At 56.2% G+C, this 14,169-nt stretch carries 18 protein-coding genes, 1 tRNA gene and 1 pseudogene; 17 read left to right on the top strand and 3 right to left on the bottom strand.

What is annotated here, in order from left to right:
* The first annotated feature begins 1 nt into the window (after position 1).
* From ispE to C4J90_RS03640, 17 genes and pseudogenes are all read left to right on the top strand, one after another.
* Positions 2-805 carry a 4-(cytidine 5'-diphospho)-2-C-methyl-D-erythritol kinase gene (gene ispE, locus C4J90_RS03720; protein WP_256658978.1) on the top strand — a complete coding sequence of 268 codons (804 nt, stop codon included), beginning with the start codon at positions 2-4 and terminating at the stop codon, positions 803-805.
* A 37-nt stretch (positions 806-842) separates the two neighbouring features.
* Positions 843-917: transfer RNA gene (locus C4J90_RS03715), tRNA-Gln, on the top strand.
* A gap of 46 nt (positions 918-963) precedes the next feature.
* The gene (locus C4J90_RS03710) at positions 964-1,905 is read left to right on the top strand and encodes a ribose-phosphate pyrophosphokinase (RefSeq protein ID WP_003208392.1); all 942 of its coding nucleotides are present in this window, start codon (positions 964-966) and stop codon (positions 1,903-1,905) included.
* A gap of 138 nt (positions 1,906-2,043) precedes the next feature.
* Positions 2,044-2,649: a 50S ribosomal protein L25/general stress protein Ctc gene (locus tag C4J90_RS03705; RefSeq protein WP_124361194.1), complete on the top strand. Its 606-nt coding sequence runs from the start codon at positions 2,044-2,046 to the stop codon at positions 2,647-2,649.
* A gap of 168 nt (positions 2,650-2,817) precedes the next feature.
* Complete coding sequence (gene pth, locus C4J90_RS03700) at positions 2,818-3,402, top strand: aminoacyl-tRNA hydrolase (RefSeq protein WP_124419246.1); 585 nt, start codon at positions 2,818-2,820, stop codon at positions 3,400-3,402.
* Positions 3,403-3,423: 21 nt separating this feature from the next.
* Complete coding sequence (ychF, locus tag C4J90_RS03695) at positions 3,424-4,524, top strand: redox-regulated ATPase YchF (protein ID WP_124361193.1); 1,101 nt, start codon at positions 3,424-3,426, stop codon at positions 4,522-4,524.
* A 303-nt stretch (positions 4,525-4,827) separates the two neighbouring features.
* Complete coding sequence (locus C4J90_RS03690) at positions 4,828-5,760, top strand: sigma 54-interacting transcriptional regulator (RefSeq protein WP_124361192.1); 933 nt, start codon at positions 4,828-4,830, stop codon at positions 5,758-5,760.
* 181 nt (positions 5,761-5,941) lie between these two features.
* On the top strand, positions 5,942-6,139 hold the full coding sequence (locus C4J90_RS03685; protein ID WP_124361191.1) for a hypothetical protein: 198 nt from the start codon (positions 5,942-5,944) through the stop codon (positions 6,137-6,139).
* A 114-nt stretch (positions 6,140-6,253) separates the two neighbouring features.
* A complete protein-coding gene (locus tag C4J90_RS27000) occupies positions 6,254-6,619 on the top strand; it encodes an EscI/YscI/HrpB family type III secretion system inner rod protein (protein WP_256658912.1) in 366 nt (121 codons plus the stop codon).
* A 5-nt stretch (positions 6,620-6,624) separates the two neighbouring features.
* On the top strand, positions 6,625-7,425 hold the full coding sequence (sctJ, locus tag C4J90_RS03675; protein ID WP_124361190.1) for a type III secretion system inner membrane ring lipoprotein SctJ: 801 nt from the start codon (positions 6,625-6,627) through the stop codon (positions 7,423-7,425).
* Complete coding sequence (locus C4J90_RS03670; RefSeq protein WP_256658911.1) at positions 7,415-7,987, top strand: type III secretion protein; 573 nt, start codon at positions 7,415-7,417, stop codon at positions 7,985-7,987. The genes sctJ and C4J90_RS03670 overlap by 11 nt, the downstream gene beginning before the upstream one ends.
* Positions 7,988-7,998: 11 nt before the next feature.
* Positions 7,999-8,592 carry a type III secretion system stator protein SctL gene (sctL, locus tag C4J90_RS03665; RefSeq protein ID WP_124419245.1) on the top strand — a complete coding sequence of 198 codons (594 nt, stop codon included), beginning with the start codon at positions 7,999-8,001 and terminating at the stop codon, positions 8,590-8,592.
* A gap of 87 nt (positions 8,593-8,679) precedes the next feature.
* Positions 8,680-8,898, top strand: coding sequence for a type III secretion protein (locus tag C4J90_RS03660; RefSeq protein ID WP_124361188.1), 219 nt, complete (start codon positions 8,680-8,682; stop codon positions 8,896-8,898).
* A 1-nt stretch (position 8,899) separates the two neighbouring features.
* Positions 8,900-9,292 (top strand): type III secretion protein, encoded by a 393-nt coding sequence (locus C4J90_RS03655; RefSeq protein ID WP_124419244.1) that lies wholly within the window; start codon positions 8,900-8,902, stop codon positions 9,290-9,292.
* Between the two features lie 14 nt (positions 9,293-9,306).
* Positions 9,307-11,437, top strand: a pseudogene (sctC, locus tag C4J90_RS03650) (type III secretion system outer membrane ring subunit SctC).
* A complete protein-coding gene (gene hrpT, locus C4J90_RS03645) occupies positions 11,434-11,637 on the top strand; it encodes an HrpT family type III secretion system protein (RefSeq protein ID WP_124361185.1) in 204 nt (67 codons plus the stop codon). The pseudogene sctC and the gene hrpT overlap by 4 nt, the downstream one beginning before the upstream one ends.
* A 2-nt stretch (positions 11,638-11,639) precedes the next feature.
* Positions 11,640-12,005, top strand: coding sequence for a transcriptional regulator (locus tag C4J90_RS03640; protein WP_256658910.1), 366 nt, complete (start codon positions 11,640-11,642; stop codon positions 12,003-12,005).
* On the opposite strand, the gene sctU is transcribed toward C4J90_RS03640, so the two are convergent.
* Genes sctU through sctS form a run of 3 tightly spaced genes read right to left on the bottom strand, consistent with a single transcriptional unit; the run spans position 12,006 to position 14,162 of the window.
* Positions 12,006-13,103, bottom strand: a complete 1,098-nt coding sequence (sctU, locus tag C4J90_RS03635) for a type III secretion system export apparatus subunit SctU (RefSeq protein WP_124413785.1) — start codon at positions 13,101-13,103, stop codon at positions 12,006-12,008.
* Positions 13,100-13,888 carry a type III secretion system export apparatus subunit SctT gene (sctT, locus tag C4J90_RS03630; protein ID WP_124361182.1) on the bottom strand — a complete coding sequence of 263 codons (789 nt, stop codon included), beginning with the start codon at positions 13,886-13,888 and terminating at the stop codon, positions 13,100-13,102. The genes sctU and sctT overlap by 4 nt, the downstream gene beginning before the upstream one ends.
* A gap of 10 nt (positions 13,889-13,898) precedes the next feature.
* Positions 13,899-14,162 carry a type III secretion system export apparatus subunit SctS gene (sctS, locus tag C4J90_RS03625; protein ID WP_124361181.1) on the bottom strand — a complete coding sequence of 88 codons (264 nt, stop codon included), beginning with the start codon at positions 14,160-14,162 and terminating at the stop codon, positions 13,899-13,901.
* Between the last annotated feature and the right edge of the window lie 7 nt (positions 14,163-14,169).

Raw genomic sequence — 14,169 nt, 5'->3', positions numbered from 1 at the left:
GATGCTGCACATCCTGGGCCGTCGTGAAGACGGCTACCACGAGTTGCAGACGCTGTTTCAATTCCTCGACTACGGCGATGAACTGACCTTCGCCGTGCGGGACGATGGCGTGATCAAGCTGCACACCGCGTTCGAAGGCGTGCCCCACGACAGCAACCTGATCGTGAAGGCCGCGAAGAAACTTCAGCAGCAATCCGGCTGCCCGCTCGGCATTGATATCTGGATCGATAAGATCCTGCCCATGGGCGGCGGTATCGGTGGCGGCAGTTCAAATGCCGCGACCACCCTGCTCGGGCTCAACCACTTGTGGCAACTGGGCTGGGACCCTGATCGCCTGGCCGTACTGGGCCTCACACTTGGCGCCGACGTCCCGGTTTTCGTGCATGGGCATGCCGCATTTGCCGAGGGTGTGGGGGAGAAACTGACCCCCGTGGAGCCCGAAGAGCCGTGGTATCTCGTGCTGGTGCCGCAAGTATCTGTAAGTACAGCAGAAATTTTTTCAGATCCGTTGTTGACACGTAACTCTTCTCCCATTAAAGTGCGCCCCGTTCCCAAGGGAAACAGTCGAAATGACTGCTTACCGGTTGTAGCAAGGCGTTATCCAGAAGTACGTAACGCTTTGAATTTGTTAGGTAAATTTACCGAAGCAAAATTAACCGGAACTGGAAGTTGTGTGTTTGGGGGCTTCCCAAGCAAAGCTGAAGCTGATAAAGTCTCGGCCCTTCTTACAGAGACCCTTACAGGGTTTGTAGCAAAAGGAAGCAACGTTTCGATGTTGCATCGCAAGCTGCAAAATCTGCTCTAAAAGGAATCGAGTGTTAGGCACTCGTTGCAACAGATACAGGGGCGTCGCCAAGCGGTAAGGCAGCAGGTTTTGATCCTGCCATGCGTTGGTTCGAATCCAGCCGCCCCTGCCATTTTCTAATACTCATCCAGGTTACCCTCAGCCTCTAGGTACTGCGCGTGTCCAAGATGATGGTCTTTACGGGGAATGCCAACCCCGATCTGGCTCGACGTGTCGTACGTCAGCTGCATATCCCTCTCGGTGACATCTCTGTCGGTAAATTCTCCGACGGCGAAATTACTGCCGAGATCAATGAAAACGTTCGCGGTAAAGACGTCTTCATTATTCAGCCGACCTGCGCTCCGACCAACGATAACCTGATGGAACTCGTCGTGATGGCTGATGCCTTCCGCCGCTCCTCAGCGACTCGAATCACAGCTGTAATCCCTTATTTTGGTTATGCCCGTCAGGATCGCCGTCCGCGCTCCGCACGTGTGGCCATCAGCGCGAAAGTCGTTGCTGACATGCTGACCGTGGTAGGTATTGACCGTGTTCTCACGGTTGACCTGCACGCTGACCAAATCCAGGGGTTCTTCGATATTCCAGTAGATAACATCTACGGCTCCCCCGTCCTGGTGGATGACATCGAAGACCAACGCTTTGAAAACCTGATGATCGTGTCCCCGGACATTGGTGGCGTCGTGCGTGCACGGGCTGTCGCCAAATCCCTGGGCGTGGACCTCGGTATCATCGACAAACGCCGCGAGAAAGCCAATCACTCTGAAGTGATGCATATCATCGGTGATGTCGAAGGGCGTACCTGTATTCTGGTTGATGATATGGTCGACACCGCCGGCACCCTGTGCCACGCGGCGAAAGCCTTGAAAGAGCACGGTGCCGCAAAAGTCTTCGCCTACTGCACACACCCTGTGCTGTCGGGCCGAGCGATCGAGAACATTGAGAACTCCATGCTGGACGAACTGGTGGTGACCAACACCATCCCGTTGTCCGCTGCAGCTCAAGCCTGTTCGCGTATCCGTCAACTGGATATCGCACCGGTAGTTGCCGAAGCGGTTCGCCGCATCAGCAACGAAGAATCGATCAGCGCGATGTTCCGCTAAGGGTCAAACCTGCGGACCATTTCACTGACGAAAAGCGCCCCGCCCCAGCATTCCGCTGGGGCGGGGCTTTTTTGCCCATATCGCCTTTAGCGCTGGTCGCAAACGCTGGGGCGAATGTGGTTATTTTGGAGATACAACATGAACGATTTTACTCTGAATGCTGAAGTGCGTTCCGACCTGGGGAAAGGTGCGAGCCGCCGCCTGCGTCGTCTCGCAAGCCTGGTTCCAGCTGTAGTTTACGGTGGCGACAAAGCCCCTGAATCCATCAGCATGCTGGCTAAAGAAGTTGCCAAACTGCTCGAAAACGATGCTGCCTACAGCCACGTTATCGAACTGAACGTTGGTGGCACCAAGCAGAACGTGATCATCAAAGCCCTGCAACGTCACCCGGCCAAAGGCCACGTGCTGCATGCTGACTTTGTACGCGTTATTGCCGGTCAGAAACTGACCGCCATCGTTCCAGTGCACTTTGTTGGTGAAGAAGCTCCGGTCAAGAAAGGTGGCGTTGTTTCCCACACTACTACCGAGCTGGAAGTAAGCTGCCTGCCGAAAGACCTGCCTGAGTTCATCGAAGTCGACCTGTCGGCTGCTGAAATCGGCACCATCATTCACCTGTCCGACCTCAAGGCCCCTAAAGGCGTTGAGTTCGTTGCACTGGCTCACAACGACGACAAGGCTGTTGCCAACGTCCACGCGCCACGTGTTGTAGCAGAAGATGAAGCAGGCGAAACCGCTGCCGAGTAATGCTCTGTGCAGCGTCGGAGCTTGAGGAAACATCGCGGACCGAAACGTAGCGAGAAAGCGGGCGATAACGCGAAGTTTATCTCTGGATAAGTGAGCTCCTGTCGTCCACTTTCGCCGCACGTTGGCTGCGGCGATGTTATCCACAACTCCAAAGGAAGGGCCCCTGTCGTGACCGCCATTAAACTGATCGTTGGCCTGGGAAATCCAGGCGCCGAATACGAACAGACCCGGCATAACGCGGGGGCCCTTTTTGTTGAGCGCATCGCCCACGCCCAAGGCATCAATCTTGTGGCCGATCGCAAATATTTTGGCCTGACCGGGCGCTTCTCGCACCAGGGTCAGGATGTTCGTCTGCTGATTCCCACCACCTACATGAACCGCAGCGGCCAGGCTGTCGCGGCGCTTGCGGGGTTCTTCCGGATCAAACCCGAGGAAATCCTGGTGGCCCATGACGAACTGGACCTGCCACCCGGCGTTGCCAAGCTCAAGCTGGGCGGCGGGCATGGCGGGCACAATGGCCTGCGCGACATCATCGCGCAGTTGGGGAATCAGAATAATTTCTACCGTCTGCGGCTCGGCATTGGCCACCCAGGCGTTGCCAGTATGGTTTCAAATTTCGTCCTGGGTCGTGCGCCACTCGCCGAACAGGAAAAACTCGATGCCAGCATCGACTTTGCCCTCGGCGTGCTGCCGGATATCTTCGCAGGTGAATGGAACCGTGCGATGAAAAACCTGCACAGCCAGAAGGCCTGACTTTTACCGAGGGGAAACACCATGGGATTCAATTGCGGCATCGTCGGCCTGCCCAACGTCGGCAAATCCACCCTGTTCAACGCCCTGACCAAGTCCGGTATTGCAGCGGAGAACTTCCCCTTCTGTACCATCGAGCCCAACAGCGGCATCGTGGCTATGCCCGACCCACGCCTGGCTGCATTGGCGGCCATCGTCAATCCCAAGCGCATCCTGCCGACCACCATGGAATTCGTCGACATCGCCGGCCTGGTAGCGGGCGCCTCGAAAGGTGAAGGCCTGGGCAACAAGTTCCTGGCCAACATCCGTGAGACCGATGCCATCGCCCACGTGGTCCGCTGCTTTGAAGACGAGAACGTGATTCACGTCTCCAACAGCGTTGACCCCAAGCGTGACATCGAGATCATCGACCTGGAACTGATCTTCGCCGACCTCGACAGCTGCGAGAAACAACTGCAGAAAGTCGCGCGCAACGCCAAGGGCGGTGACAAGGATGCAGTGGTCCAGAAAGGCCTGCTGGAGCAGTTGATCGCTCACTTCACCGAAGGCAAGCCGGCGCGTAGCCTGATGAAGAGCATGAGCACCGACGAAAAAGCCGTGATCAAGGGTTTCCACCTGCTCACCACCAAGCCTGTGATGTACATCGCCAACGTCGCTGAAGACGGCTTCGAGAACAACCCGCTGCTGGACGTGGTCAAGGCCATCGCCGACGAAGAAGGCGCGATCGTGGTCCCGGTGTGCAACAAGATTGAAGCGGAAATCGCAGAGCTGGATGACGGCGAAGAAAAAGACATGTTCCTCGAGGCCCTGGGCCTGGAAGAGCCTGGTCTGAACCGCGTGATCCGCGCCGGCTACGAAATGCTGCACCTGCAGACCTACTTCACCGCCGGTGTCGAAGAAGTCCGTGCCTGGACCGTCAAGGTCGGCGCCACCGCGCCACAGGCCGCCGGCGTGATCCACACCGACTTCGAAAAAGGCTTTATCCGCGCTGAAGTGATCGCCTACAACGACTTCATCCAGTACAAGGGCGAAGCGGGTGCAAAAGAAGCAGGTAAATGGCGTCTTGAGGGTAAGGAATACATCGTCAAGGATGGTGATGTGATGCACTTCCGTTTCAACGTGTAAACATCACCAGCGATATCTTTCGCAGTCAATAAAAAGCCGATGCATTGCATCGGCTTTTTTGTGGACGTCTGTTTGCCCACTTTTTTAGTACGCTCTCAACTTAATCCCGTACACACTCAGAAAACTCTTACTGCAAAACAGTTTTGTTTACTGAATACACTTCAGGACAAACACAACAGAACTTATCCTACGCCACTTCAGCAATTAACCACGCGACGATCCCTATAGACTTCGGTTAACTGAACTAAGCCTGCGCGCCGTACTGTCAGCAGTGAAGCAATCTGATAAGGGAGTAATCATTCAATGTCGGCCTTCGACCCCATGGACAATGAAACGGCTATTTCACTTGTTGAAGACCCGGATATTGAACATATGTTGAGCGGCACTGCCGCCCTCAACATTGATATTTTGCTGCTCGGAGAAACCGGCACCGGCAAGGATACCTTGGCGCAACGGATTCATCGCCTGTCGGGACGACGAGGCAACTTCGTCGCCTTGAACTGCGCAGCCATCCCCGAAAGCCTGGCGGAAAGCCAATTGTTCGGCGTTAACAGCGGGGCCTATACGGGAGCGATTCAATCACGGGCAGGTTCTGTCGAAGCCGCGCACATGGGCACACTGTACCTGGACGAGATCGACAGCATGCCCTTGAACCTGCAGGCCAAACTGCTGCGCGTGCTGGAGTCGCGTGGAGTGGAGCGGCTGGGCTCGACGCGATTTATCCCGGTGGACATGCGTGTCATCGCGTCTGCCCAGCACTCGCTATGTGAAATGGTCGATCAAGGCGCTTTCAGGCGCGACCTGTATTTCCGCCTGAATGTGGTCAACATCCAACTTCCGGCGTTGCGAGATCAACGTGAACGCGTCATCCCTTTGTTCCTGAAGATGATCCAGCAGGAAGCGGAGCACTTCGAATGCACTGCACCTGTGCCTTCGGGAGCCCTGCTGCAACAACTGCTGTGCCACCCTTGGCGGGGAAACGTCCGCGAGCTGCGGTCGACAGCAAAACGTTTCGTCCTGGGTTTGCCGCCGCTTTCACCCCCCATAAACGAGGGGGCTGATACCCAGACCCACCTGAAGGCGCGCATGCAGCAAATTGAAAAAGCCTTGATTGAAGAGTCGTTGCGCCGTCATCAGCACTGCGTAGACAGGGTGGCGGTTGAACTGGGGGTTGCCAAGCGTACGCTGTACTACCGGATGAAACAGCTGGAAATAGCGCTCGGAGAAAGTCGATGACATTCCGCGCACCTTTGCTGCCATGGAAATATTTAGAAACCTGTAATTCAGTGTCATATGGAACGCCCTGCACTTACATGCCACACATTCAGTGCCAGCGGTAATTTGTAAGGAAACCTGAACACCTTTCAATTTCACGCTGGCGCAATTTTCCATTAAAACTGACACATGGAGTAATGTTATGGGTCCAGTCAATAATTCTTCCCCACAATACGGCTACTACAACGCTCAAAACCCTACAGGCTCTGGCGCAAGCGGCGCCGGCCAGGCAGAAGACAACTTCGAAAAAGGAGAACAAATCAACGATTACACCACCAAGAAGCAACTTGAAGCTAAATTGATATCGGGTATCAACCAAGCTGCTAAAGGTTTCCAATAAGAACGACTTACCTCTCCGGCCTATCAGCCCGAGAGGTAACCCTCTCGATACAAAGGGTGGTTGTGGCGACTCCCTTCAAAACCAATATATAGCCGTTAACTCAATGGGCATCTCATGCAAATAACCCGCAAGCTCTCCGAAGAAGATGCAGGTTTCGATTCCGCCGGCATCACACGAGCCCCGTCGACGTGTCAGGGAGACGCCTGTTTCTTTACATCAATGCTAGACCCCGCCTTCACGACGAGTACGTTCGCTGGCGAAGCGTATAGTTCTCCCGTACTGGCAGAAGCTGTCGCCCCCTTGAAAGACTCGAAAAAACGCATGGCGACTTTACTGAAGTCAACCAACCAAGAGCTTGATATAGAAAAATTCAGGAAATTTCCAAGTATATTATCCAATATTCAGCTGACGTCCCAGCTGTTAGTCAAATGCCTTGCCAAGACAACTCAAGGCATCGAAAAAATATCCAACCTGCAATAGTGATCATGACGAATCTCCTGCCTATTGCATTGCTCTTGGTGGTTGCACTCCTGTTGAACGGGTGCAGCGACCGTGTCGAACTTCATCGCCAACTCTCAGAACAAGAAGCTAATGAGGTCATCGCAGAATTGGCAGACAAGCATATTCGCGCCCAAAAGGTCCCCGCTAAAGATGGCGTCGTCGTGACGATAAACGCCAGCGACATCGGTCGCGCAGTGCGCACGTTGGAGGCAGCCGGCCTGCCCAAAGTGGCCAGAACCACGCTGGGCGATACGTTTCGTAAAGAGGGTGTCATTTCCACGCCCCTGGAAGAGCGAGCGCGCTACATCTATGCGTTGTCGCAAGAACTTGAGGCCACGCTGTCCAATATTGACGGTGTCATCGTTGCCCGGGTTCACGTGGTATTGCCGGAACGCATCGCGCCCGGTGAGCCGGTCCAACCCGCTTCCGCCTCAGTATTCATAAAACATGATCCACGGCTTGATCCCGATAACATCACCGCGCGCGTTCGCCGAATGGTGGCAAGCAGCATCCCAGGCATGGCCACAGCCATCGACAATCCGCAAAAACTGACCGTGATATTCGTACCCGCCGCGGCTTATCAGGAACAACAACGCCTGGTGTATTTTGGCCCGTTCCTGGTACCCGATGAGGACCTCGGTTTATGGCGAAACAGCGTAACCATTTTCCTGCTAGGTGTGATGGCCGCTATGGGCGTCACGGTGTTTTTATACCGTAGACGTCAGCGTTTTGTGCCTAAACCAACGGTAGTCAGCGAATTGAGCGGTACGGCTCATGACGCTTAGCGCCGAACTCTCAATGCGTGAGCACCTGGCCTGGGCTCACTGGTGGGCATTTCCCTGGAAATATGCCCATGAAGACTGGAGGGGTAACCAGTACGCCACGATTGAAGCGCTTTATCAGCGTGGACGTCGGGTGCCGGGCGACCTGACAGGTGTGGCAGCCTGTTTACCCCCGGCTCCCCAACCCACCGTGTTGCACCTGGCACTCTCTTCAAATGAACAACTCGACCTGGCGTTGACGCTGATTCACGACACCTTCAACCCTGAGGCCTGCCCCTCCTTGAGCGACACGCACCACCTGTGGTGCATACGTCTCTCCAAGGCGCTGCCCCCTGCCATGCTGTCACCCGAGGACGATCCGTTGCGACTTCTGCATAGCTGGCTCGATCCCATTATCTGGCAGCGCATCAGGTTGCGCTTCGCCCGTGAACGCGCGAGTGAAGTTGAAAAGAGGCAGCTGTGCCTTGAAAACGCGAGCAGCCGTTTGGATACGCTGTGGCAGGCGGTGGTCTGGCGCGTCATGTCACTGCCTGGTGAAACGATAGCCCATGGCTTGAACGGGTAAGGAGATAAGTCATGCTATGCCGACGTACCATTGAGCTATTCAAAAACGCGCCCGGGGTCCCACGCAGCGTGATTCCTCGAGAGGAGCTTGCCAATTGGAAGCAGGCAGAACTGCTGTTGAAGGACGCCAATGAACAGGCTGAACAACTGCTGAGCCTGACGGAAAAAAAATGCGAAGCGCTGCGCGAGAACGCGTCTGTGGAAGTCTGGCAACGCGCCGATGCGCAACTCAAGCGATGGGAGCGTGACCGTCAAGCCATGTGCGACAAGCTCGAACAATATGCCAGTGCAATTACCAATGAGGCTATTCGTCGTCTGCTTGATGAGACGGTAGCGCCCGCCAGGCTGGTCGCCCTTCTTAACCAATTAATGACACTCCAAGTTCCAGAGGTCAGCGCAACCCTGCTCTGCCACCCCCATGATATGAACGAGATAAAACAACACCTTGCCTATCAGAAAGCCGCTGTTTGGAAACTTCACGCTGACGAGACAACAGCGCCCCAAACGCTGGTATTGAAAACAGATGAGGGAGATTTTCGTATCAGCTGGAACTCCATGCTCACTGCCTTTTTTAAACGCGGCGAAGCGATGGCTCCAGACGTCTAATTACATACGACTCTGTTTTAACCACCCTCGGTCAACAGCACGGCCTGACGAATAACCATCTGAGCAACGCTAATTAGAGGAATAAGTATGAGCACACCTAAGTCGCTCTCTTCTCAAGCATTAAAAAATGCCGACTCTGCGTATAAAAATTATGACTCATTTCCTATCGAAGACATGCAGGGTGAACAAGATGCCGAGTTCTTCTATAACTTAATGAAGCAGATGACTGTGACCAACGCGCTCTTTACTGAAAACCTGCGGATTGAGCATCAGTCTCTGAAAACAGCTATCGAAAGTTTTCAATAAAATGGAAGCGCTCATCCGTGACTGGTTAAACCGTCGCGAGCCACAACTCACGTTAGTGGAAGGCGACGACGAGATCACTCTGAAGCGCCAAGACGCCTTTATTCTGGTGGCGGCTCAGCTGACGTCGAGACCTTCAGATAACACGACACCACTAAGTTGGCTGCGCCTGGGCGCCGCCAGCTTGAGTCTTTTCCAGGGCGCGTTGGTTCGAAAAGCGGACAGTGGCGAACTTTGGCTCATCCAGACCCTGCGGGATGGAACAGCAGAGGCCCACATGTTCGCGTGCCTAGAAACCCTGCTCAACCAACGCGACATATGGCGTGCCACGTTCACGCGCCTGGCCCGCCCTGCCCAGCCTCTCAGACCCAGCTCGCTACGGTCACTGCCGTATTAACCAGAGAACTCGCTATGTATAACAAGAACCACAAATGCCACAGTTTGCGCCAGGATTCGCCGGGTGCTCCAAGCAGACGTACATCCTGGTACAGCATGCTCCTGCTTTTGCCTGTTTGCTCCAGTAGAAAACTCGCTGGCCGCTATTCCCTCTGAATGGAAAAACACGGCCTACGCCTATGAAGCCGAACACAAGCCTCTACGGGAAGTGCTTGAGGATTTTGCCCAGACCTTTGGCACGCAACTGCAAATCGAAGGCCTGCTGGAGGGCGATGTCAACGGCAAGATTCGAGCGAACACGCCGCAGTCACTGCTGGACAGACTGGGCGTAGAGCACCGCTTCCAGTGGTATCTCTACAACAACACCTTATTCGTCAGCACCCTGGATCAACAGGAGTCCGCACGCCTGGAAGTCTCTTCGGAGACGGTTTCCGACCTTAAGCAGGCGCTCACTGATATCGGGTTGCTCGATAGCCGATTCGGCTGGGGTGAGTTGCCCGAAGACGGTATCGTTCTGGTTTCCGGCCCCAAGAGCTATATCGAACAGATCAAGCAATTCAGCAGCCAGCGGCGCTCTGCGGATGAAAAACAGAGCGTGCTGACGTTCCCGCTGAAGTTCGCCAATGCCGCAGACCGTCAAATAGAGTACCGCAGCGAAAAGATCGTCATCCCTGGCGTCGCCAGCATGCTGCGCGGGCTGTTGGAGCCGCGCTCCGCGTCGACGCTTTCCGGCCTGGCGCAACGCTCCGCGTCCCAGTCCCAGCCCGCGCCGGTCACACCCAGCTTCCCGCGCCTGGGTAACCCGCTGCTGGGGCAACTGCTCAGCCCACCGGCATCTACGGATGCCGGAATGTCGATTACGCCTCGGGCGCCAGTGGGCACCAGCCGGATCCGCGTCGAGGCGGATGTGCGTAACAACGCCATCCTGATTTATGACTTGCCGGAGCGGCAAGCGATGTATCGCGAGTTGATCAGTCAACTGGATGTCGCTCGCAAGCTGGTGGAAATCGATGCAATCATCCTCGACATCGAGCGCACGCAATTAAATGAATTCGGTATCAAGTGGGGCTTTCAGAACAGTCGCTTCCGTGGCGGCGTCAATATGGCGCCGGGTACCGCTTCACAATTATCGATCGGACGTCTTGATCGCTTTTACGCCGATATCCGCGCGCTGGAATCCCGCGGGCTGGCAACCATGGTCTCCAATCCCTCGGTGCTGACCCTGGAAAACCAACCGGCAATCATCGATTTCAACCGCACTCAGTACCTGACCGCTGGCACTGAAAACGCAACGATCCTTCCCATTACCGTGGGTACCAGTTTTCAGGTGGTTCCCCGGGTGATCACCAGCCGGGGCGGCCATCAGATTCATCTGGCGATAGACATCGAAGACGGTAATTTTGACGAATCCAACCCAGAACGTATCGGCCCGGATGTACGCCGGGGCAAGGTCAGCACCCAAGCCGTGATGGCGGAAAAGCGCTCGCTGGTGGTGGGTGGGTTCCACGTCACCGAAAGCACCGACAAACAAAACAAGGTCCCCGTGCTGGGGAACATACCGTTACTGGGCAAGGCGCTGTTCTCCTCGACCGAACGGCAGAATAACCGGCGTGAGCGGCTGTTTATCCTGACCCCACGGGTGATCGGCGATCAGTCGGATCCTTCGCGCTATTTGCCTCAGGACGATCAGGCCGAACTGCAAGCTGCGCTCAAGCCATTGGCACGGCGCTACGCCCCCCATCAGCCGGTGATTAATCGCAGCGATATCACCAGCACCCTGGCGCACCTGGTCAGTGGCGAAGTGCCCAAGGCGTTCAAGGCCGAGCCAATGCCCCTGGGACTGAACACGTTGTGCAGCACCCGCGACTTGCTGGCGCTGAATACCGAGCGCAGCCAATGGTATGCAGGCCCGCACTACAACGTGGCGGTGGTGGTGCTGCGCAATCAGTTCAAGCGCAATGTGCGCATCGATGAGAAGGAATGCAGCAATTCGCAAACGCTGGCAGTCACCGTCTGGCCGCGTGCCTGGCTCAAGCCTGGTGAAGAAGCTGAAGTGTTTATCGCCATGCGTCCGGTCATCAAGGATGAACATCTGAGCGAGCCACGCCCTTCCCTGCTCACCCCAACCCGGACAACCTCACCATGAACCACAAACTGTTGCACGCCACACTGCTGGGCATCGTATTGCTTGCCACCGGTTGCACGCCTACCTGCAAAGGCGACTCCTGCTCACGCCCGCAATCGAGCAAGGACAAGATGGTGGTCTGGTGGCCGCCCCAGATGCGCGTCGAACCCGGCCCCGCCGGCGAACGCTCAGACTACCAAACGATCTCGCTGGAGCGATGAGCATGGAGGCAGCGTCAGACGCTTATCTGAAACGCCAGATGCTCATCGACAACCTGGTGAGCGGTGCGTCCGCTCACCAGCAGTTGTGTCAGGGGATCACGTTCGGCTCCTGCGATGCCGGCGCCCGCAAGGGCGTTGCATTGCAAATCGCGAGCATGGCCCTGCAAGCTGGGCAATTGGAACGGGTACTGGAGCGTCGTTTTGAACAGGCGTTGGCGTTTGACGGCTGCTATATCTATCTGGACAAACAGGGCGCACTGGTTATCTGGCACGCCCTGCCCACCCAGCGCCAGGCACTGGACAACATCCTCAGCCGGATGCTGTCCCTGGCCAACCTGCAAGCGCTGGACCTCTCAGTGACACGCTGATCAGCGCCGCTCCAGCTCTGGCAACGTGAGGGTTTCACGCTTGGCTTCATCGTCCAGCTCACGCAAGGTACGGTAGATCAACGCCACGGCCTGCAACGTCTCTCGAGGAATCGGCGCTCCGAGCTTTTTCTCGTAAATCGTGCGGGCCAGCCATACGCATTGAATGACCGGAACATCAGCTGCCTTGGCGCGATCGATCAGTTTGCGCGCCTGCGCATCCGTGCCCTTGGCCACCAACTGCGGCAATGGCGTCTTGCCGCGACGGTAATACAGGGCGACGGCAAAGTGGGTCGGGTTGACGACCAACATGTCCGACTCTTCCAGCTTGGGCAACTTGACCTTGGGTTCCTCCTGCGCCAACTGGTATGCCAACGAGCGGCGCTGCCCCTTGACGTGCGGGTCACCCTCCATGTCCTTGTATTCCTTGACCACTTCGACCTGGGTCATGCGCATGCGCTTGGCGAAGAAGTACTTTTGCAGGGTCAGGTCGGTCAATGCCAACACCAACAGCAATCCGAGGCAGGCATGGAGCAGATAGCGGAACAGCGCAATCAGCGCCAGCAGGTAGCTTTGCAGATCGCTGTTGGCCAGGTTAATCAGCGTGCCCAGAGAGGGCCAGACCACCAGATACACGATCAAGCCCAGGAGAAACGCTTTGGCCACGCTCATCAGCAGGTTCATCACCGACTGGGCGGAGAACATTTGCTTGAGTTGGCTCATGGGATTGACCCGATTGAAATCGAGCTTGAGCGCTTCCGGGGCGAACAGAAACCCGACTTGCAACCAACTGCTGATCAGCTTCGTGGCAATCGCCACTCCAACCATCAATAAGGCGAACGATAGAAACACCACCACCCCATCGAACAGCACTTCTTCCAGCGCCCGCACGAAGGGCTGATTCATGCGTGAAATCGGTAACACCATCAATTGTTCGAAACGTTGCAAACTGCTTTGTGCGGTATACAGCGCGATTTCGCCGATGGCGGTCAGCGCCAGCAACTTGCCTACATCCTGGCTCTGGGAGACTTGGCCTTTCTTACGCTGGTCACGCAGCTTTTTAGCGGAGGCGGGGTGTTTTTTCTCTCCCGAGTCGCTCATGGCATCGCCACCTTGAACAGCAGCCCAAGGGAATGCTTGAGGTCACCCAGCAAACTCATACGCCCGACGATCAGATCCTGCAATAACGCAAAATACAGCAAGAGGACACCGATACCTGCGAGGCTCTTGAGTGGCGGAGCCAGTGTGCTCACCTGCAACTGCTGACTGTAAACACCCAGCAGCGCGATGCCGAACTCCAGCAACAGCAGCACGGCGATAAAGGGCGCGGCGTAGAGCATCATGTGGGTGAACGTATCCCCGAGCAGCGCGATAAATACACCGAATCCGTTGGGCCCCGGCAACGGGAACCACACCGTCGGTGGCCAGATCAGGTAGCTGTCCCAGATCACCTGGGTCAGTGCGCCAAGCCCCAGGGTGACCATCAACAGAAAAATCGCCAACTGCTTGAGCATATGCCCGATGGGCGTTGCGTCCGGGCCCAGCGACGGGTTGAGCTGGCCCCCGGCCAACGCGCCTCGCTGGTTATCCAGCAGCGCGCCCACCGACTCGAACATCCAGAACGGCATCGACAGCAACACGCCCAGCACTACCCCAAGGGCCAACTCCTTGAGCGCCAATGCGGCGAGCATGAGGCCCGAGTAATCCAGCCCCTCCAACGCTGCATGGATACCCGGCGCGGGGATCAATGCCATGACCATCACGATCGTGTGCCGGGGCATGCCACGAATATGTTGAAAACAGAATGCAGCGACCAGAAAGGCACAGGGGTAAATGCGCGCCATGCCGATCACCAGGCTTGGCAGCAACTCGAAATAATGCAGCACCGGCGTGCCCTCAGTTAAGGGCCGAACGGCCGATCATGTCGAACGTCAGGTTGATCAGTTGGATCAACTCAACGCCGATCCAGCGCCCAGTCATGATCAGCGTGACACCCACCGCCACCAGCTTGACACCAAACGGCAGGGTCTGGTCCTGCACCTGCATCAGCGCCTGAATCAACGAGGTCAGTACGCCCACCACCACCGCTACGATCAGCGGCGGGGCGGTCAACACCACCACCAGCAACATGCCCTGTTTGAACAGTACGATCGGTTCCATATTCAGC

This window comes from Pseudomonas sp. R2-60-08W, assembly GCF_003852335.1.
GTDB lineage: Bacteria > Pseudomonadota > Gammaproteobacteria > Pseudomonadales > Pseudomonadaceae > Aquipseudomonas.
The sequence above is the reverse complement of the archived record's forward strand: the minus strand, read 5'-3'. Positions and strand labels throughout refer to the sequence as shown.

Excerpts from the sequence above, each read along its gene's own strand:
- ychF (WP_124361193.1), top strand. The coding sequence starts at position 3,424 with ATGGGATTCAATTGCGGCATCGTCGGCCTGCCCAACGTCGGCAAATCC.
- C4J90_RS03655 (WP_124419244.1), top strand. The coding sequence starts at position 8,900 with ATGGAAGCGCTCATCCGTGACTGGTTAAACCGTCGCGAGCCACAACTC.
- C4J90_RS03660 (WP_124361188.1), top strand. The coding sequence starts at position 8,680 with ATGAGCACACCTAAGTCGCTCTCTTCTCAAGCATTAAAAAATGCCGAC.
- sctU (WP_124413785.1), bottom strand. The coding sequence starts at position 13,103 with ATGAGCGACTCGGGAGAGAAAAAACACCCCGCCTCCGCTAAAAAGCTG.
- sctL (WP_124419245.1), top strand. The coding sequence starts at position 7,999 with ATGCTATGCCGACGTACCATTGAGCTATTCAAAAACGCGCCCGGGGTC.
- sctS (WP_124361181.1), bottom strand. The coding sequence starts at position 14,162 with ATGGAACCGATCGTACTGTTCAAACAGGGCATGTTGCTGGTGGTGGTG.
- C4J90_RS03685 (WP_124361191.1), top strand. The coding sequence starts at position 5,942 with ATGGGTCCAGTCAATAATTCTTCCCCACAATACGGCTACTACAACGCT.
- C4J90_RS03670 (WP_256658911.1), top strand. The coding sequence starts at position 7,415 with ATGACGCTTAGCGCCGAACTCTCAATGCGTGAGCACCTGGCCTGGGCT.
- C4J90_RS03690 (WP_124361192.1), top strand. The coding sequence starts at position 4,828 with ATGTCGGCCTTCGACCCCATGGACAATGAAACGGCTATTTCACTTGTT.
- sctJ (WP_124361190.1), top strand. The coding sequence starts at position 6,625 with ATGACGAATCTCCTGCCTATTGCATTGCTCTTGGTGGTTGCACTCCTG.
- hrpT (WP_124361185.1), top strand. The coding sequence starts at position 11,434 with ATGAACCACAAACTGTTGCACGCCACACTGCTGGGCATCGTATTGCTT.
- C4J90_RS03640 (WP_256658910.1), top strand. The coding sequence starts at position 11,640 with ATGGAGGCAGCGTCAGACGCTTATCTGAAACGCCAGATGCTCATCGAC.
- C4J90_RS27000 (WP_256658912.1), top strand. The coding sequence starts at position 6,254 with ATGCAAATAACCCGCAAGCTCTCCGAAGAAGATGCAGGTTTCGATTCC.
- ispE (WP_256658978.1), top strand. The coding sequence starts at position 2 with ATGCTGCACATCCTGGGCCGTCGTGAAGACGGCTACCACGAGTTGCAG.
- C4J90_RS03705 (WP_124361194.1), top strand. The coding sequence starts at position 2,044 with ATGAACGATTTTACTCTGAATGCTGAAGTGCGTTCCGACCTGGGGAAA.